Annotated in this window: 18 protein-coding genes; 9 read left to right on the top strand and 9 right to left on the bottom strand. The window is 72.8% G+C overall.

Translation table 11 applies throughout. The features are described from left to right. Positions 1-44 precede the first annotated feature (44 nt). Positions 45-1,406 (bottom strand): metallophosphoesterase, encoded by a 1,362-nt coding sequence (locus ACFYM6_RS05555; RefSeq protein WP_387272534.1) that lies wholly within the window; start codon positions 1,404-1,406, stop codon positions 45-47. Between the two features lie 251 nt (positions 1,407-1,657). Between ACFYM6_RS05555 and ACFYM6_RS05550 the strand changes: the two genes are divergently transcribed. Further along, the gene (locus tag ACFYM6_RS05550) at positions 1,658-2,053 is read left to right on the top strand and encodes a hypothetical protein (RefSeq protein WP_387272532.1); all 396 of its coding nucleotides are present in this window, start codon (positions 1,658-1,660) and stop codon (positions 2,051-2,053) included. A gap of 67 nt (positions 2,054-2,120) precedes the next feature. Here the strand turns inward: ACFYM6_RS05550 and ACFYM6_RS05545 are convergent, their stop codons facing one another. From ACFYM6_RS05545 to ACFYM6_RS05535, 3 genes are all read right to left on the bottom strand, one after another. Then, entirely contained in the window at positions 2,121-3,005 is an 885-nt protein-coding gene (locus ACFYM6_RS05545; RefSeq protein ID WP_387272530.1) for a glycine betaine ABC transporter substrate-binding protein, read from the bottom strand. Positions 3,006-3,079: 74 nt separating this feature from the next. Then, positions 3,080-3,973, bottom strand: a complete 894-nt coding sequence (locus tag ACFYM6_RS05540) for an ABC transporter permease (protein WP_387272528.1) — start codon at positions 3,971-3,973, stop codon at positions 3,080-3,082. Then, positions 3,970-5,274: a glycine betaine/L-proline ABC transporter ATP-binding protein gene (locus ACFYM6_RS05535; protein WP_387272526.1), complete on the bottom strand. Its 1,305-nt coding sequence runs from the start codon at positions 5,272-5,274 to the stop codon at positions 3,970-3,972. Before ACFYM6_RS05535 ends, ACFYM6_RS05540 begins: the two co-directional genes overlap by 4 nt. Before the next feature lie 1,013 nt (positions 5,275-6,287). Between ACFYM6_RS05535 and ACFYM6_RS05530 the strand changes: the two genes are divergently transcribed. Then, positions 6,288-6,557 carry a hypothetical protein gene (locus ACFYM6_RS05530; protein WP_387272524.1) on the top strand — a complete coding sequence of 90 codons (270 nt, stop codon included), beginning with the start codon at positions 6,288-6,290 and terminating at the stop codon, positions 6,555-6,557. Beyond that, entirely contained in the window at positions 6,557-7,594 is a 1,038-nt protein-coding gene (locus ACFYM6_RS05525) for a hypothetical protein (RefSeq protein WP_387272522.1), read from the top strand. Before ACFYM6_RS05530 ends, ACFYM6_RS05525 begins: the two co-directional genes overlap by 1 nt. A gap of 240 nt (positions 7,595-7,834) precedes the next feature. On the opposite strand, the gene ACFYM6_RS05520 is transcribed toward ACFYM6_RS05525, so the two are convergent. Further along, complete coding sequence (locus ACFYM6_RS05520; RefSeq protein ID WP_387272520.1) at positions 7,835-8,422, bottom strand: TetR/AcrR family transcriptional regulator; 588 nt, start codon at positions 8,420-8,422, stop codon at positions 7,835-7,837. Positions 8,423-8,493: 71 nt separating this feature from the next. On the opposite strand from ACFYM6_RS05520, the gene ACFYM6_RS05515 reads away from it, so the two are divergent. After that, positions 8,494-9,699 carry an FAD-dependent monooxygenase gene (locus ACFYM6_RS05515; protein ID WP_387272518.1) on the top strand — a complete coding sequence of 402 codons (1,206 nt, stop codon included), beginning with the start codon at positions 8,494-8,496 and terminating at the stop codon, positions 9,697-9,699. Between the two features lie 48 nt (positions 9,700-9,747). On the opposite strand, the gene ACFYM6_RS05510 is transcribed toward ACFYM6_RS05515, so the two are convergent. Together ACFYM6_RS05510 and ACFYM6_RS05505 are read right to left on the bottom strand one after the other, a co-directional pair. After that, positions 9,748-10,275 carry an SRPBCC family protein gene (locus ACFYM6_RS05510; protein WP_387272516.1) on the bottom strand — a complete coding sequence of 176 codons (528 nt, stop codon included), beginning with the start codon at positions 10,273-10,275 and terminating at the stop codon, positions 9,748-9,750. A 2-nt stretch (positions 10,276-10,277) separates the two neighbouring features. Then, a complete protein-coding gene (locus tag ACFYM6_RS05505) occupies positions 10,278-10,586 on the bottom strand; it encodes a metalloregulator ArsR/SmtB family transcription factor (RefSeq protein WP_338013293.1) in 309 nt (102 codons plus the stop codon). A gap of 125 nt (positions 10,587-10,711) precedes the next feature. Between ACFYM6_RS05505 and ACFYM6_RS05500 the strand changes: the two genes are divergently transcribed. After that, a complete protein-coding gene (locus ACFYM6_RS05500; protein WP_387272514.1) occupies positions 10,712-11,641 on the top strand; it encodes an LLM class F420-dependent oxidoreductase in 930 nt (309 codons plus the stop codon). Here ACFYM6_RS05500 and ACFYM6_RS05495 read toward each other — a convergent pair. Continuing rightward, entirely contained in the window at positions 11,625-11,849 is a 225-nt protein-coding gene (locus ACFYM6_RS05495; protein ID WP_387272512.1) for a hypothetical protein, read from the bottom strand. The two genes, ACFYM6_RS05500 and ACFYM6_RS05495, sit on opposite strands and share 17 nt — an antisense overlap. Before the next feature lie 95 nt (positions 11,850-11,944). Here ACFYM6_RS05495 and ACFYM6_RS05490 point away from each other — a divergent pair, with 95 nt between their 5' ends. Further along, positions 11,945-12,670, top strand: a complete 726-nt coding sequence (locus tag ACFYM6_RS05490) for a hypothetical protein (RefSeq protein ID WP_387272510.1) — start codon at positions 11,945-11,947, stop codon at positions 12,668-12,670. Further along, positions 12,667-13,905, top strand: coding sequence for an FAD-binding protein (locus ACFYM6_RS05485; RefSeq protein WP_387272508.1), 1,239 nt, complete (start codon positions 12,667-12,669; stop codon positions 13,903-13,905). Before ACFYM6_RS05490 ends, ACFYM6_RS05485 begins: the two co-directional genes overlap by 4 nt. Positions 13,906-13,925: 20 nt before the next feature. Here the strand turns inward: ACFYM6_RS05485 and ACFYM6_RS05480 are convergent, their stop codons facing one another. After that, positions 13,926-15,416 (bottom strand): hypothetical protein, encoded by a 1,491-nt coding sequence (locus ACFYM6_RS05480; RefSeq protein WP_387272506.1) that lies wholly within the window; start codon positions 15,414-15,416, stop codon positions 13,926-13,928. An 85-nt stretch (positions 15,417-15,501) separates the two neighbouring features. Between ACFYM6_RS05480 and ACFYM6_RS05475 the strand changes: the two genes are divergently transcribed. Both ACFYM6_RS05475 and ACFYM6_RS05470 read left to right on the top strand, forming a co-directional pair. After that, positions 15,502-16,674 (top strand): sensor histidine kinase, encoded by a 1,173-nt coding sequence (locus ACFYM6_RS05475; protein WP_387272504.1) that lies wholly within the window; start codon positions 15,502-15,504, stop codon positions 16,672-16,674. Beyond that, on the top strand, positions 16,671-17,327 hold the full coding sequence (locus ACFYM6_RS05470) for a response regulator transcription factor (protein WP_387272503.1): 657 nt from the start codon (positions 16,671-16,673) through the stop codon (positions 17,325-17,327). The genes ACFYM6_RS05475 and ACFYM6_RS05470 overlap by 4 nt, the downstream gene beginning before the upstream one ends. Positions 17,328-17,362 lie beyond the last annotated feature (35 nt).

Here is a 17,362-nt window from a genome sequence, read left to right as displayed (position 1 = left end):
TGGCCAGCGCGTTCAGCCGCAGGTCCGCGCCGCCGTTCTGCCGGTTAAGTGAACCGGACGTCGGGAAGGTCGATGGTCGTCGTCTGCCACTGGTTCACCTGGCCGGCGCCGATCGTCACCGCCGTCGAACGCTGGTAGGCCGAGCCGCTCTGCTGCGAGTCGTACTGGATGGCGAACGAGCCCGGGACCGGGGAGCGGTAGCTGATCGTGGCCTTCACCTGGTACGGCCCGCCGAAGATCGCCGCGTCGTCGACGAACATGTACAACTGGTTGGCGCCGCCGAAGGGATTCTTCTGCAGCTCCAGTGCCCGGCGGCCGTCGACCTCGGTGGTCAGGAACGGGCCGTCCTCGTAGTTCCGGTAGGTCAGGCTGTCGGCCTTGTCCGCCGCGACGTCGAACGAGACCGTGTACCTGTTCGGGATCGGGTTTCCGCCCGGGTCCGGGTTCGGGTCGACCCAGTCCGACCGCTCGGCCAGGTACGCCCGGCCCTGCGCGTCCTTCTTGAGCAGGAAGTAGTAGTCGACGGTGCCCGGCAGGGACAGGTACTCCGCCTTCAGCGAGTCCGGGGTCACGGTCAGCCGCATCGCCCCGAAGTGCGCGGCATCCCGGAACTTGCTGCCCGGCGCGACGCTGAACAGCGGCGTCAGGCCGGCGCCGCCGTTGCCGGAAATGGCGATGTGGTAGCCGTCGGCCGTCTCGATGTGCTCCGCGTGGTGATCGTGGCCGGCGAGGATCAGGTCCACGCCCGGCGTCATCAGCCAGGCGCGGTCCAGGTTGTTGCCGGCCTTGCCGGAGGAGTAGATCGGCTGGTGGCCGCCCACCACCTTCCAGGCGGCCGAGCTGTTCGTGAGCGTGTTGCGGTACGTGTCGTAGATCGGCGGCTTCGCGCTGCCCGTCGCCGTCTGGCAGTTGGCGTCGGGGTTGACGAAGTCGAGCAGCCCGTTGCCGAAGCCGGCGACGAAGGCGGCGGGCACGTTGAAGTAGTCCAGGCTCGGCTTCACGCTCTCCGGCGAGCAACCGTTGCCGTAGTCGTGGTTCCCCATGATCGGGAACATCCGGCCGGCGTCGATGTCCGCCTTGTACGGCGCCTGGGCCTTGACCACCTCCTCGGGCAGGCCCTGCTGGTAGGTGTTGTCGCCGGTGGTGAGGATGGCCGCCGGGTTCCAGGAGTGGACCATGTCCGCGACCTGGTTCTCCTCCGCGCAGGTGCGGTCAACGCCGCAGCCGCCGTAGTCCCCGATCACGGCGAGCACCAGGCGGTCCTGGGGCGGCTGTTGGGTGTCGACCGGCGGGGTGATCCGTTGCAGCTCGCCAGCGGCCGCGCCCGCCGTGGTGGCGAGCCCCGCCGACAGGGTCAACGCAGCGACCGAGGCCAGTGTGAGGGCGAGTTTTCGTTTGGCTAGCACGTCCAGCTCCTTGCGGGTGTCGCGATCAACGACGCCGGACGCTAGGCGGTTGCGGTGATAGCCCGATGAACCCGAGACCAACCGGACCGGGCCGGCCCCTGACCAGGCGGTCGGAGGGCCAGCGAGGGGCGGCGCAGCCCGGTGTGCCAGCCGGACGCGCTGCGCCGCCCGGGCCGGGGCGTCCGCGGCGGGGCGTTGACCCGAGTACGGATGCTCATCCGCCCGGTCGCCGGGACCGGCAGGATCGGGCCGTGACCACAACGATGCGTACTCTGCTCGGCGGGCTGCTGCTGGCGGCGGCGACGGTCGGCGCCTGGTGGGCCTGGTTGGGCTGGGAGAGCGGCTACACGGTCGACCCGGCGACCGGCGCCACCAGCGGCCCGTACGCGGTGTGGCAGGTGGCCGGCTGCGTGCTGACCCTGGCCCTGATCGCCGCAGTAGGCGGCTGGTGGCGCGGCCCGTGGCTGGTGGCCCCGGTGATGACGGTGGCCTTCACGGCCGCCTGGGCGCGGCACGCCGCGTCGACCGACGCCACCGGGCTCTGGGCGGTCGGGGCGGCGCTGGTCGCCATCGGCACCGCGATCGAGTCCACCCTGGTGAGCGCCGGCGCCGGGTGGCTGCGGCGCCGCCAGCGGCGGGCCCGGTGAGAAGTGACCCGGGCCCCTGACCCGGGGGCCCGCCGGCAACGCGGCGGGCCCCCGGTCACGGGACGGGTCAGGCGAGCGCCTTCAGGTAGTCGGGGTTGGCCTTCAGCCACTCCTCGACGGCCTTCTTCTCGTCACCCTTGTGGGTGTTGAACATCAGGTCCTCCAGGGACCCGAGCTGCTGGTTGTCCATGGTGAACTTCGCCAGCATCTTCGTGACCTCGGGGAAGTCCTTGCCGAAGCCCTTGCGGCCGAAGGTGTTGATCTGTTCGGCCTGGCCCAGGGTGCCCTTCGGGTCGGCCAGGTCCTTCAGCTCGTACTTCGCGTAGGCCCAGTGGGGGTGCCAGAGGGTGACCACGATCGGCTTCTGGTCGGCGATCGCGGCGTCGAGCGCGGCCAGCATGGCCGGGGTGGAGGAGGTCTTCAGCTTCATGGCGTCGGCCAGGCCGTAGCCGGGCAGCACCTTCTCCTGGGTGGCCTTGGTGAGGCCGGCGCCCGGCTCGATACCGATCAGCTGCCCGCCGAAGGTGCCGGCCTTGCCGGCCAGGTCCTCGAGCGAGTCGACGCCGTCGACGTACTTCGGCACCGCGATGCTGAGGCTGGCGTCTTCGTACCAGACGCCGATCTTCTCCAGCTTGTCGCCGTACTTCTCCAGGTAGGAGGCGTGGGTCTGGGGCAGCCAGCCGTCCAGGAACAGGTCGATGTCGCCGCCGGCGAGCCCGCCGTAGACGAGCCCGGCCTCCAGGTTCTTGAGCTGGACCCGGTAGCCCTTCTCCTCCAGGATGTGCTGCCACAGGTGGGAGGCGGCGATCGCCTCGTCCCAGGCCATGTAGCCGATGGTGATCTTCTTGCCGTTGCCGGACCCGCCGTCCGACTTCGCGCTGCAGGCGGCACCGCCCAGCGCCAGGGTGGCGGTCACGGCGAGCGCCAGGACGCGCCTCAGGGTCGTGAACACGGATTGTCCTTCCTTCTCTGAACAGCCGGCGGACCCGCGTACGCGGGCCCAGGGGTGCCGGCGGAGGGCGACGGTCAGGCGGCCTGCCGCGCCAGGCGCTGCGCCCGCGCGGAGGGGAACCGGTCGCCCACGGAGTCGGTGAGCCGGTCGAGCACCACGGCGAGGACCACGACGGCGATGCCGCCCTCGAAGCCGCTGCCCACCTCGACCTGGGAGAGCGCGAACATGATCACGTCGCCGAGGCCGCCGGCGCCGACCATGCCGGCGATGACCACCATGGACAGGGCCAGCATGATGACCTGGTTGACCCCGGTCATGATCGTCGGCAGGGCCAGCGGCAGCTTGGTCCGCAGCAGCACCATCCACGGTGGCGCGCCGAACGACTCGGCGGCCTGGACGATCTCCTTGTCGACCTGCCGCAGGCCGAGTTCGGTCAGGCGTACGCCGGGCGGCATGCTGAACACCAGCGTGGCCAGCACGCCGGGCACGGTGCCGATGCCGAAGAAGAAGATCGCCGGGATCAGGTAGACGAACGCCGGCATGGTCTGCATGAGGTCCAGCACCGGCCGGGCCACGGTGGACGCCCGCCGGTTCTCCGCGATGAAGATGCCCATTGGGATCGCCAGCAGCAGGGCGAGCACGCTCGCCACGAGCACCTGGGCGAGGGTGCTCATGGTCTCCTCCCAGTACGGCATCCCGGCCACCACGCCGAGGCCGACCGCCGTCCCGAGGCCGAACTTCCAGCCGCGCAGCCACCAGCCGAGCCCGGCCAGGACCAGCACGACCGCCACCGGCGGTACGCCGGTGAGCAGCTCGTCGAGCGGGCGGACCAGGGCGTCGACCACGGCCGCGACCGCGTCGAAGACCGGGCCGAGGGCGCCGGTGGCCCAGTCGACGGCGGATTCGGTCCAGGCGCCCAGCGGCACTCGGGGCAGCTCGACGTCGAGCGGGGACCAGGTGTGACTCATGTCGGCTCTCCCTTCGTGCCCACCAGCTCGACCTCGGCCGGGTCGGGTGCCGGCTCGTCCATCGCGGCCACCTCGTCCGGGGTGGCGCTGGCCAGGGCGCTGAGCAGGGTGATCCGGGGGATCACCCCGGCCAGCCGGCCCCGGTCGTCGAGGACGGCCACCGGATGCTGGCTCTCCGCGCAGTCGGCGAACAGGTCGGCCACCGCGGTGTCCTCGGTGACCGTGCGGACCCGCGCGGTCGAGGCGTACCCGTCGAGGCTCGGCCGGCCCTCGCGCAGCGCCCGCAGCACGTCGTCCTCGGTGACCGTGCCGAGGAACTTCTTCATCGGCCCGGTCACGTAGACCGCCGAGGTCTGGCTCTCCCGCAGCGCCTTCGCGGCCACCCGGGGGCCGGCGTTGACGTCCAGGACGTGGTGCGGCTTCTCCATCACCGACGCGGCGGTCAGGATCCGGGTCCGGTCGACGTCGGCGACGAACTGCGCCACGTACCCGTTGGCCGGGTCGGTGAGGATCTCCTCGGCGGTGCCGATCTGGACGATCCGGCCGTCCCGCATCACCGCGATCCGGTCGCCGAGCCGCATGGCCTCGTTCAGGTCGTGGGTGATGAAGATGATGGTCTTGCCCAGTTCGGCCTGGAGTTCCAGCAGCTGGTCCTGGATCTCCCGGCGGATGAGCGGGTCCAGCGCCGAGAACGCCTCGTCCATCAGCAGGATGTCGGTGCCGGCCGCGAGCGCGCGGGCCAGCCCGACCCGCTGCCGCATACCGCCGGAGAGGTCGTGGGGGAGCTTGTCCGCCCACTCCTCCAGGCCCACCATGCGCAGCGCGTCCAGGGCGCGCTCGCGCCGCTCGGCCTTGGGCAGGCCGGCGACCTCCAGGGCGTAGCCCGCGTTCTCCAGCACCGTCCGGTGCGGCATCAGCGCGAAGTGCTGGAAGACCATGCTGATCTTCTCGCGCCGCAGCTTGCGTAGCGCGGCGGGCTTGAGCGTGGTCAGTTCGACCCCGTCGACCTGCACACTGCCCCGGGTGGGCCGGAGCAGACCGTTGAGCATCCGGATGAGAGTGGACTTGCCGGAGCCGGAGAGGCCCATCACCACGAAGATCTCGCCGGGGCGTACCTCGAAGTTCGCGTCGATCACGGCGGCCGTGGCCGGCAGGCCCGCCAGCGCCTCGGCGCGCGGGGCGCCGGTCACGAGGCGCCTCATCGCCTCGTCAGCTCGATTGCCGAATATTTTGTAGAGCGACTTCACTGCGAGTGCGGGCACGATCCCCTCTCCGATGGAACCGGTGGCGGATCGCGCCATCGGTGGCCATCTTCGCGTCTCGTCCGTCGATATCAACATCGGTCACATTCCGGAGGCCACAGGGGCCGGCCCGGAAACTTACCGACGTAATCGGCGAGAATCCAGTCGTAACCGGGGGGGCTGTGGAATTAACCACAAAAACTGCACGCCTTTCAGCGTCGAATTCGGTCGCCGGTACGTACCGCGGACGTGCCGCGCCGGGTGTGCGACGGGTGGTTCGGCCGGCTCTGGGCTCTTTGTTCCGTCCGGTGCGGGTGCCGGTGCCGAGCGGTCCGCTGCAGCCGTTCGTCCCCGAATATGACGACGGCGATAGAGAACAGTCATGCACTCGTGATTTTCCGTCACGCGATTGTCATATTCGGACGGCGATCCCGACCCGTCGGGGCGGCGCGGTTCCGCAATCGCGTCGGTCGCCTTCCGGAAGTCGCCGAATTTGGATCGCCCGCGTCCGGCGAAGAAGCCGAAACCAGCGCGCTCGTGCGGCGCGGCACCGCATGCGTCGCCGGATGCCAGGCGGTGTCCTCCCACGGCCAGCCGGCTGGACTCGCCAGCCGACCGCCGCGACGATCCGGCCGTGCCGAGGCACGGCTCCGCCCCAGCAGGGATGCCGCCGCGGCGGCAAGCTGATCGAGGACAGACCGGCCGACGGATTGCCGACAGGACGTCCGACCCCCGACCGGCGCATTGTTGGTGCAGTGGAGGCTTTGGATGGCGGGCCACATCCCATCCCTCCGGCCCCGGCGGCGACTCCGTGTCGTCGTCGGACGCCGCCAGCGCCGAGCGCGGCCGTGACGCCGCCGGCGGGCCCGGCCACCGCCCGGTCCACCGCGCGCCGCCCGGCCGAGACCCGGCCCGGCGCCGTCCTGAGCGGACGGTGCCAGCCAGTCAGGACACCGACGTCACCACCTCCGGCCGGCCTCGGCGGGATCGTCGTCATGAACCGCGGCGCCCCGCCTGACCAGCCGGGCGTACCGGCGGACGCCGGGCGCAGAGCAAGGAAGGAGGGGGCGGAGATGGCCGCTCCCACCGTGACCGCCAGCCTCAACCGCTCGACCTACTCCCCAGGCGACCAGATGACCCTCACGGTCACCTACGCCGACCCGGACACCCGGCCCGTCACGGTCACCATCGTGGTGACCGACTCCCAGGGCAACAGCAGCGCCCCGGTCAAGGCCACGGCGGTCATCGACCCGCTCACCGTGAGCGTGACCGACGATTCCGGCCGGACCTGGACAAAGGTCTCCGACACCGGGTCGGTGGCCGTGTACCGGGCGGTGGCGTGATGCCGCAAGTCACGGTCACCGTGCGGGACAACGGCGGGCACACCGCCACCGCCACCGCCAGCTACACCGTCGCCCCGCCCGTGCTGGGTGGCTACTACCTCGCCGGGAACGCCGACCCGACGGCCGACCTGGCCGGCGGCAACTTCCGCTCCCTCACCCAGTACCGCAGCTTCGCCGACGGCTACACCTTCCCCGGATACAACCAGTCGTGGCTGACCACCCTCGGCCGCAAGGGGATCGCGGTCAACATGGTGCTCGAACTGAAGTACTACGGCGTAACCAGCATCGGACCGCAGACCTTCACCGTGGACGGGGCCAGCTACACCGTCCCGGCCCCGGCGATGACCATCCAGCAGCGCCCGGGGACCACCTGGCCGAAGGCGTACGGGTACGGGCAGGTGCTCGCCGGCCTCTGCGACGGGCTCTTCGCGAGGGCGCTGTCGCAGTACCGGACCCTGGGCTTCCCGGTCAACATCCAACTCGCCTCCGAGCTGGACACCGACCACGAGTTCGGCACCACCGAATCGGGGGTGGCGTACGACTGGGCCAACTCGGATGCCCGGGCCGTGCAGGCGATGACCTACATCGTGAACTGGTTCAAGGCCCGCCCGCTGCCCGCCGGCACCACCTTCTCGGTCGGCTCGGGCGGCTTCGACCGGGCCGCCTACCGGCGTACCCACCCCGAGTCGCTGATGGCGAAGCTGGACTTCCTGCATTGGAACGTCTACGCCACCGACCCGAGCGACACCGCCCTGGGCCGGTTCCGGCGCACGAAGGACTGGGCGGTGGCCGATCTCGGCCCGGTGGCGCTCTCCCGTCCGGTGCTCATCGCGGAGTGGGGGGTACGGGTGGCCGAGTTCCCCAATCAGGCCGCCTGGATCGCCACGGTGCCGGCGGCCATCGCCCAGCTCAACGCCGAGCGGAGCCCGCGGATCGTGCGCACCAACTACTTCAACTCAGGCTGGGGCACCCTCACCCCGAAGGACGCCGGGCTGGCCGCGCTGCGGGCGGCGTACGCCACTCGGCCGTACGTCTGACGAGCCGGCCCAGCGTTTCGGCCTACGCGCCGAAGCTCGGCTGACGCGTCGGGGCCGGCCGCCGAGCCCCTCGGCGGCCGGCCCCGCGCGGGCCGGCGGCCCCCTCTGCACGCCGGCCCCTGGGCCGGGGGACCCATCCACCCACCGGCCACTCCGCAACCACCTGTCCAACGTGCTCGCCAAGCTCCAGGTGGCCGACCGCGGCCAGGCCATCGTGCGGGCCCGGGAGGCCGGCCTCGGTCAGCCCTGACCGGCGCGGAACTCGTCGGCGACGATCCGCAGCGCCCGGGTCAGCTCCGCCGCCGACGGTGCCGCCTCCGGGTCGACCAGGCACTGGGCGGCCAGACCGCCGAGCAGGGCCTGGTGGAAGGCGCCGAGCGCGAGCGCGGTCGGCTCGTCGGCGGCCGGGTCGACCCGGTGGAAGACCTCGGCGAGGCCGATCCGGGCCTGGTGGTTGGCGGTGGCGAACGCCGCCCGCAGCTCCGGCACGCGGTCCATCTGCGCGATCAGCTCGAACTGGATGGCCCAGAGCGGGCGCAGCCGGGCGAAGGACTCGATGATCCGCTCCCAGGTCGCCTCGAACCGCTGCTCGGGCGTGGCCGTCGCGTCGGCGTCCTCGGCGAGGGCGCGGCCCAACTCCTCACCCCATTCCGCCATCGCCTCGATCAGGGCCTCGTTGAGCAGGGCCTTCGTGGTGCGGAAGTGGTAGCCGATGGCGGCCAGGCTGGTGCCGGCCGCGGTGGCGACGTCCCGGGCCGTGGTGCCCGTGTATCCCTTCTCGATCAGGCAGCGCTTGGCGCCGGCGAGCAGGTCCTCCCGATTTCCCATGCCGACAGGGTAGCGGACTTCTTGAACAAGCGTCTTGCACAACTGTCTAATACGATTGTACAGTCGTTGGTATGACCGATGTGCTGATCTCCGGCGCCGGTGTCGCCGGCCCCGCTCTGGCCTGGTGGCTGCGCCGTCACGGCTTCCGTCCGACCGTCGTCGAGCGCGCCCCGGCGCTCCGCGCCGGGGGCTACAAGGTGGACATCCGGGGCGCGGCCCTGGCGGTCGTCAACCGGATGGGCCTGGGGGACGAGGTACGGCGGCACGACACCGGCATGCGGCAGGCCCGCTTCGTGGACTCGTCGGGCCGACAGCTCGCCACCATGGACGCCGCGCTCTTCGGCGGCCGGGAGGGGGACGACGTCGAGGTCATGCGCGGCGACCTGGCCCGCATCCTGGTCGACGCCACCCGCGACGTGGACTACCTCTTCGACGACTCGATCGTCGCGCTGGACCAGCGGGCCGACGGGGTGGAGGTCGCCTTCGAGCGGGCGCCGAGCCGCCGCTTCGACCTGGTGATCGGCGCCGACGGGCTGCACTCGACGGTGCGGCGGCTGGCCTTCGGCCCCGGCTCGGCATACCTGCGCCCGCTCGGGCACCACATCGCGATCTTCACGGTGCCGGCCGAGTACGGCGAGGAGCGGGTCGAGCTGATGCACCCCGCCCCGGGACGCACGGTCGGCGTCTACCGGACCGCCGGCGCGCCGGACGCGCGGGCCCTCTTCCTCTTCCCCTCGCCGGCCGAGGAGCCCGACCGCCGGGACGTCGCCGGGCAGCAGGCGGCACTGGCCCGGGCGTACGCCGGGGCCGGCTGGCGGGTGCCGGAGTTGCTCGCTGCGATGGCGGACGCGCCGGACTTCTACTTCGACGCGATGAGCCAGGTGCGGATGGACGGCTGGTCGACCGGGCGGGTCGGGCTGCTCGGCGACGCCGCCTACGGTGCCTCGCCGGCCTCCGGGCAGGGCACCAGCCTGAGTCTGGTCGGCGCGTACGTGCTGGCCGCGTCGCTGGCCGAGGCGGCCGGCGACCCGGCCGCCGGGTTCGCCGCGTACGAGCGGCGGATGCGCCCGTTCGTGGCGGCGAACCAGCAGCTCGCCGAGCGCAACCTGAAGGGCATGGTGCTCGGCTCGGCCGCGCAGATCCGGTTCCAGACGCTGATGCTGCGGCTCATGCCGCACCTGCCGGGCCGGGAGGGGATGATCCGCCGGGTCACCGAGCCGATCCGCAAGGCGGCCGCCGCGATCACCCTGCCGGACGTCCCGGCCACCGCGCGCTGAATCAGGCGGGCGTGGGGGTGGCGCTCCGCCGCCCCCGCCCCGTCTGTGTCAGGAGTCCAGCCGCTCGGTGTACGCGTCGCGCAGCCGTGCCCAGCCGAAGTCCAGCGCCTCGCCGCCGCGGATCGGGCCGACCGGGTCACCGTCGAGCAGGTGGCCGGCCACGTCCAGGCAGAGGTGCCAGCCGGCGGCCATGATCGGGGCCTGGTCGGCCTTCTCGATCCGGTGCCGCAGGGTCAACCGGGTGCCCGGGCCCGCCGGGGCCAGCTCCCAGCGCAGCAGGTCGTCGCCCCAGGTGTACTCCAGCAGCGACGGGCGCTCGGCGCGGACCACGTTGGCCGGCGCCTCGGAGGTCCGATCGCCGTCGACCATGCTGAGCGTGGCACCGCCGGGCGTGCCGAGGTCGCGGCTGGCGAGGAAGGGCGCCCACTGGGCGAGCTGGTCCGGCTCGGTCAGCGCGGCCCACACCTTCTCCGGCGGGTGCCGCAGGTCCCGGACGAACACCAGGTCCCACCGGTCACCGGCCGGTACGCGGGCGACCTCGGCGAGCGGGCCGGGCCGGAAGTTGTCGCGCTCCATGGTCACTCCTGACTGTCGAGGTGGCGCTCCAGGGCGTCGAGGTGGTCCGCCCACATCCGCCGGTACGGCCCGAGCCAGTCGTCCACCGCGCGCAGCGGGCCCGGGTCGATCCGGTAGATCCGCTGCTGGGCCGCGGTGCGGCAGGTGACGAAGCCGGCCTCGCGGAGCACCTTGAGGTGCTTGGAGACGGCCGGCTGGCTCATCCCCAGCGCGTCCACCAGGTCACCGACGCTGCTCTCGGTGCGGCGCAGCCGGTCGAGGATGCGGCGTCGGGTGGGTTCGGCCAGGACGGCGAAGGTGTCGACGGGCACACCCAAATATGCCTCATTGGTTATATGCCTGTCAAGGAATGCAGGGAGGGCGACCGCCCGGCGGGGCGTGGGCAGGTCCCCTCCTTCCCCCTCGGCCGGGCCCGGCGGCTCAATATGCTCGGGCCATGGAACTGCGGATCTTCACCGAACCCCAGCAGGGCGCCAGCTACGACCGGCTGCTCGCCGTGGCCCGCTGCGCGGAGGAGACGGGCTTCGGCGCCTTCTTCCGCTCCGACCACTACCTGAAGATGGGCTCGGTGACCGGCGAGCCGGGTCCGACCGACGCCTGGACCACCCTCGCCGGCCTGGCCCGGGACACCACCCGGATCCGGCTCGGCACGCTGATGACCGCGGCCACCTTCCGGCTCCCCGGCCCGCTCGCCATCACCGTGGCGCAGGTCGACCAGATGAGCGGCGGCCGGGTCGAGCTGGGCATCGGCACCGGCTGGTACGCCGACGAGCACACCGCGTACGGCATCCCGTTCCCGCCGGTCGGGGAGCGCTTCGACCGGCTGGAGGAGCAGCTGGCCGTCATCACCGGGCTCTGGGAGACCCCGGCCGGTCGGACCTTCGACCACCCCGGCAAGTACTACCCGGTGAGCGACTCGCCCGCGCTGCCCAAGCCGGTGCAGCAGCCCCGGCCGCCCATCCTGCTCGGCGGGAAGGGGCCGAAGCGCACGCCCCGCCTCGCCGCCCGGTACGCCGACGAGTTCAACCTGCCGTTCGCCTCGCTCGAGGACTCGGCGGCCCAGTTCCAGCGGGTGCGGGACGCCTGCGCCGAGGTCGACCGGGACCCGTCCACCATGGTCTGGTCCAACGCCCTGGTGCTCTGCTGCGCGCGGGACGAGGCGGAGGTGGCCCGCCGGGCCGCGGCGATCGGCCGGGAGCCCGCCGAGTTGCGCGAGAACGGCCTCGCCGGCACGCCTGCCGAGATCGTCGACAAGCTCGGCCGGTACGCCGGGATCGGCAGCCAGCGGGTCTACCTTCAGGTGCTCGACCTGACCGACCTGGACCACCTGGAGCTGGTCGCTGCCGAGGTCATGTCGCAGCTCTGACGATCGGCCACGCCCGTTCGGCGGCCGTTCGTGGCGCCGGGCCGGGCCCCGGCGGCTCCGGCTCGGGCTCCGGGATCGGCGCCGGCACCGGATGCCCGGTCGGTGCGGCGCCGACCGGGCCGGGGCCCACGCCGGTCGGGTCGAGCTTCTCCTCGGCCGGGCGCACCTCCGGGCGGCGGGTGGGGGCGGGGTCGCGGTGGCTGGTCATCGGCACCAGGTTCCCCGTCCGGGCCGGATCAACCGTGCCTTGACAGGTGGGCGGAAAATGCACCCGGACGACGGCGTCGGATCCGGGGGTACGACATGGAACTGCACCGCAGCCGGGGGACACTGCCGCTGGCCATCGTCTGCGTGTTCGGCGGGGTGATGGTGCTCGTCGCCGGCGAGGGCTGGCTGCTGCGGATGCTGGCGGCACTCGGGGTCGTCGTGGTCGGCGGCGCGGCGCTGGTCGGCGCGGTGCGGCCGTTCCGCTTCGTCATCGGGCCGGACGGGCTGGACGTGCGCCGCCCGGGCCTGCGCGGGACGTACCGCTGGGAGTACTTCGACGCGCTCGCCCTCGACGACCGGGGGAGGCTGGTCGGAGTGCCCGCCGTCGGCCTGGGCCTGCGGACCACCGCGCGGCACCCGCGCGACGGTCGGCCCGCCGTCGAGCTCCTCCACCTCACCCAGGTACGCGAGAGCCCGGACGAGGTCGCGGCGGCGCTGACCCGGTACTCCGGTGGCCGGTTCACCGACGCCCGCACCCCGGTGGCCACCCAGCTCCCCGGGGCGGAGATCGCGTTCACCGTCGCCCTGCGCGGTTACGGGACGGCGCCGGTCGACGAGCTGGTGGGCCGCGCCCAGGACGCGCTGGCCCGGGGCGGCCCGGCCGAGCGGCGGGCCGTCCGCGCGGAGATCGAGCAGGCCCGGGCCGCCGGCATCCCGGTCGGGCTGCGCGGGTACGACATGGGCCAGGTCGACGCCGCGCTCGGCGCGCTCCACGCCGCCCTCGCCGAGGAACCCACCACCGACCGGGAGACCACCGCGTGACCGACGCCGGCCGCAACTGGGCGGGCAACGTGCGGTACGCCGCGCGGGCCCGCCACCGGCCGTCCAGCCTGGACGCACTGCGCCGGCTGGTGGCCGGCGCCGACCGGGTGCGGGCGGTGGGCACCGGGCACACGTTCAACCGGCTCGGTGACACCGCCGGCGAGCTGATCTCGGTGGCCGGGCTGCCGCCCACCGTCGTGCTGGACCGCGACCGCGGCACGGTCACCGTCCCCGCCGGCCTGCGCTACGGCGACCTCGCCACCCGTCTGCACGCCGAGGGGTACGCGCTGGCCAACCTCGCCTCGCTGCCGCACATCTCGGTGGCCGGCGCAGTCGCCACCGCCACCCACGGCTCGGGTGCCGCCCACGGCAACCTCGCCACCGCCGTGGCCGCCCTGGAACTGGTCACCGCCGACGGCGACCTGCTCACCGTGGACCGCGCGGACCCGAGGTTCGCCGGGATGGTGGTCAACCTCGGCGCGCTGGGCGTGGTAACCCGGCTCACCCTGGACGTGGTGCCCGCCTTCCAGATCCGCCAGTACGTCCGGCTCGGCCTGCCCCGCGCGGCGCTCGACGCCGCCTGCGACGCGGCGTACAGCGTGAGCGTGTTCACCGGCTGGCGCTCGTCCCGCCTGGACCAGGTGTGGCTCAAACAGCGGGCCGACGCGCCGCCACCCCCGGCGGACTGGCTGGACACCGTCGCCGCCGACGCGCCCTGCCACCCGGTGCCCGGCATGCCGGCGGAGCACTGCACCGCCCAGTTCGGCGCGCCCGGACCGTGGCACGAGCGGCTGCCGCACTTCCGGCTCGGCTTCACCCCGAGCAGCGGTGACGAACTCCAGTCGGAGTGGCACCTGCCCCGCGCCTCGGCCGCTGCGGCGCTCGCCGCGCTCGACCCGGCCGCCGAGCGGGTCGCCGCCGTGCTCCAGGTCTGCGAGCTGCGTACGGTCGCCGCGGACGGGTTGTGGCTCAGCCCGAACCACGACCGGGACAGCCTGGCGATCCACTTCACCTGGATCGGTGACGCGGCGCGGGTGGCCCCGGTGCTCGCCGAGGTGGAGGAGCGGCTGGCACCGTTCGCCCCGCGCCCGCACTGGGGCAAGCTCTTTGTCCGGAATCCGGCCGCCACGTACCCCAGGTACGACGACTTCCGTGCCCTGCTGGCCGACCTCGACCCGGCCGGGAAGTTCCGCACCGACGAGCTCGACCGCTACTTCCCCCGCGGCCCCCGGTGACGGCGAGCCTCCCGCCCGCGCTATCTCCAGTCCGCCGGCTGGCCGGGCGGCTGACGGCCCACGGCCGGCCACAGCACGGCCAGCGCATACGCGCACAGCACCGCGAAGGCGGCCCAGCCGGGGAGCGGGTAGTACCCGGCGGACGGCGCGTAGTGGGCGAGCACCTGGGGATACTCCACCACCGTCTGCCGGACGGCGAAGCCCGCGGCCGGGGTGAGCCGCAGCAGCCATTGCGCCACGGCGTCGGGTAGCAGCGGGACCGCGGTCGCCGCGTAGGGCAGGGCGACGAGGGCCAGCGCGGCGAGGACGGCTGCCCAGCGGCGCCGCAGCAGGACGCCGAGTCCGTAGGCGAGCATGCCGCAGAGCGCGAGCGCTGCCGCGACCCCGACGACGACCCGCGCACCGGTCAGCAGGGAGACCGGCTGCACGGGGATGCCGTTGCCCCGCAGGATCGCGGTGCCGACCGGCAGGACCACGCCGACGGCGACGAGCCCGGTGATGAGGCTCGCGGCGCCGACGACGACCGCTCCGGCGGCTACGACCCGGCCGGTTGACGGCGGCGAACCTGGCCTTGCACCGAATCGGGCGGCGACGACGAGCACGATGATCAGCGCGATCACCAGACCGGGTAGCGTGCTCTCGGCGGTGCGGGCGTCCTCGCCGCTGTCCGGGCCGATGTCGCCGGTCCCGCTCACCGTGAACACCCCGTCCTTCTCGATCGCGCCGGACGCGTTGTGGTACTTCTCCCAGTCGGTGTGGTTCATCTCGCCGACCGCCTCGCTGCGCCACCCGCCACCGGCCGCGCCCGCCAGGCTGACCTGGTCGAAGACCCCGGTGGCCTGCGTGAAGCGGACCTCCTCGACGGCGCCGCCCAGGCCGACCCGGCGCAACGTGAGGTCGCCCGGGGAGCTGGCGAAGATCCCGACCTGCACGGTGTCCGGAAGGCCGCTCAGCGTCGCCGTCCCGACGGTGTGCCACTGCTGGCCGTCGGCCGACTCGGCGCCCGTGATGGTGTCGCCGGACCGGGTCAGGCGTAGCCACCGCGGGGACTGCGGCGAAACGGTGTCGGTGCTTCCGGCGATGTCGTGCCGGTAGTCGTACTGCATCCGTACGCCGTGCCTGCCGGTCATCATGAGCGCCGCGTAGGCGGAGCCCTGCCGGAGGCCGTCCTTGACGATGATCCCGGCCTTCGCCCACGGCACCAGGCCGGAGACGATCTGGTCGTGGTCGGGCGGCGGATAGGTGATCGTGCCGGTCATCGAGGTCATCCGCACGGTGATGGCCCCGTCGCGACCGAGGTCGCGGTGGAGGAACCAGAACCGGTCGCTGACGACCGAACCGTCCGCGGCGGTCGGCGTGGTGGGGCACGGCCCAGCACAGGACGAGTGGTTGCCCAGGGCGGCGAGCAGGCCGAGGGTGATCACGGCGAGGGCAGCGGCCGCCAGGGCGATCAGCCGGCCCGGGCGACGGAAGGATCTCCACTCTCGGTGGAGGAGTTCTCTGCGCAACATGCCGTGGTTGTACGGGTGCGGGCCTAACCCGGCCCGAACCCCGTCCGTCATACCGCTGTTAGGCGCGGCCGGGCATGCTGGGGCAATGGTCAGGCTGCGCAACGGGACAGTGGGACTGCGATTCACGCTCTTGTACGGGGTCGTGTTCCTGATGTCCGGTGTCGGGCTGCTGGTCCTGGCCTACCTGTTCTCCGGCGGCAAGGTGACCAGCGTCGCGCCCGTACCCGGCCAGAATCCGCCCGCCAACGGCAGCCTGACCGAGGCCCGGCAGCGCATCCACGACCTGCAAGCCCAGTTGGCCGAGGTGAACGCGCAGCACTCCCGGCAGATGCTCGTCGGCTCGCTGCTGGCGCTGGTCGTGCTGGCTGCGGTCTCCCTGCTGGCCGGCCGGGCGTTGGCCCGGCGGGTGTTGCGCCCGCTGCGCCTGATCACCGCGGCGACCCGGCACATCTCGGCCGACAGTCTCGACCAGCGGCTGGCCGTCAGCGGCCCGACGGACGAGGTGAAGGACCTGGCCGACACCATCGACGGGCTGCTGGAACGGCTGGAGACGTCGTTCGCCGCGCAACGCAGGTTCGCCGCCAACGCCTCACACGAGCTGCGTACGCCGTTGGCGACGATCCGGGCGTCGCTGGACGTCGCGGTCGCCAAGCCCGACGCGGCGGGGCAGACCGTTGCGCTGGCGGACCGGCTGCGTACGCAGGTGGATCGGATGGATCGGCTGCTCGACGGCCTGCTGGTGCTGGCCCGGGCGCAGCACGGCACACTGGGCGACTCGGCCCACGTCGACGTGGCCGAACTGGTCGCGCAGGCGCTGGCCGACCGGGCCACCGAGATCAGTGCGAAACGGCTGAGCGTGACCGGGGACCTGCCGCGCGGCGTGGGCACCACCCGGGGAGATGCCGCGCTGCTGTCCCGGTTGGTGGAGAACGTCGTGGACAACGCCGTGGCGCACAACGAGGCGGGTGGCTGGGTCCGCGTGGCGACCTCGCGGGAGGGCGGTGCGGTCCGGCTGGTCGTGCAGACCGGCGGGGGCGTGCTCGACCAGCGGGACGTGGACCGGCTGGCGCAGCCGTTCCAGCGGCTCGGGGCCGACCGCACCGGGTCCGAGCACGGGGCCGGGCTCGGGCTGTCCATCGTGGCGGCGATCGCAGCGGCCCACGGCGGACGGCTCGACCTGCGCGCTCGGCCGCACGGCGGCCTGCGGGTCTCGATCGCGCTGCCGTTCGTCGCGCTTCCCGTCAAGGCGACGGCATGAGAATCCTGGTCGTCGAGGACGCGCGGTCGCTGGCCGAGGTGGTCGCCGAGGGCCTGCGCGATCAGGGGATGGCCGTCGACCTCGCGTACGACGGGTTGTCCGCCGCCGCCAAGGTCGACCTCACGGCCTACCACGTGGTGGTCCTGGACCGCGATCTGCCCGGTCTGCCCGGCGACGTGCTGTGCCAGATGATCACCGAACGGCCGGACCGGCCGATGGTGCTGATGCTGACCGCGGCCGGAACTCCCGGCGACCGGGTCAGCGGCCTGGCGCTCGGCGCGGACGACTATCTCGCCAAGCCATTCCACTTTCCGGAGCTGATCCTGCGCATCCAGGCACTCGCCCGCCGCAAGCCGGACGCGCGTCCGCGGATCCTGCGCGCAGCCGGGATCGAGCTCGACCCGGTGCGCCGGACCGCCGCCCGCAACGACCGGCAACTGGATCTCTCGGTGAAGGAGTTCGCCCTGCTGCACGCGCTGATGTCGGCGAGCCCGGGCTTCCTCAGCGCCGAGCAACTGCTGGAGCAGGTCTGGGACGAGCACGCCGACCCGTTCACCAACACGGTGACGGTGACAATCGGGCGGCTGCGCCGCAAGCTGGGCGAACCGCCGGTCATCGCGACGACCCCCGGTGTCGGCTATCGGCTCGCCTGAGTCGCGGCCAGCTGGCCCGGGCTGACCGCCCGACG

This window comes from Micromonospora sp. NPDC006431 (genome assembly GCF_042870725.1).
In the GTDB taxonomy this organism is placed as follows: domain Bacteria; phylum Actinomycetota; class Actinomycetes; order Mycobacteriales; family Micromonosporaceae; genus Micromonospora.
This window is presented reverse-complemented; position numbering and strand designations above follow the sequence as displayed.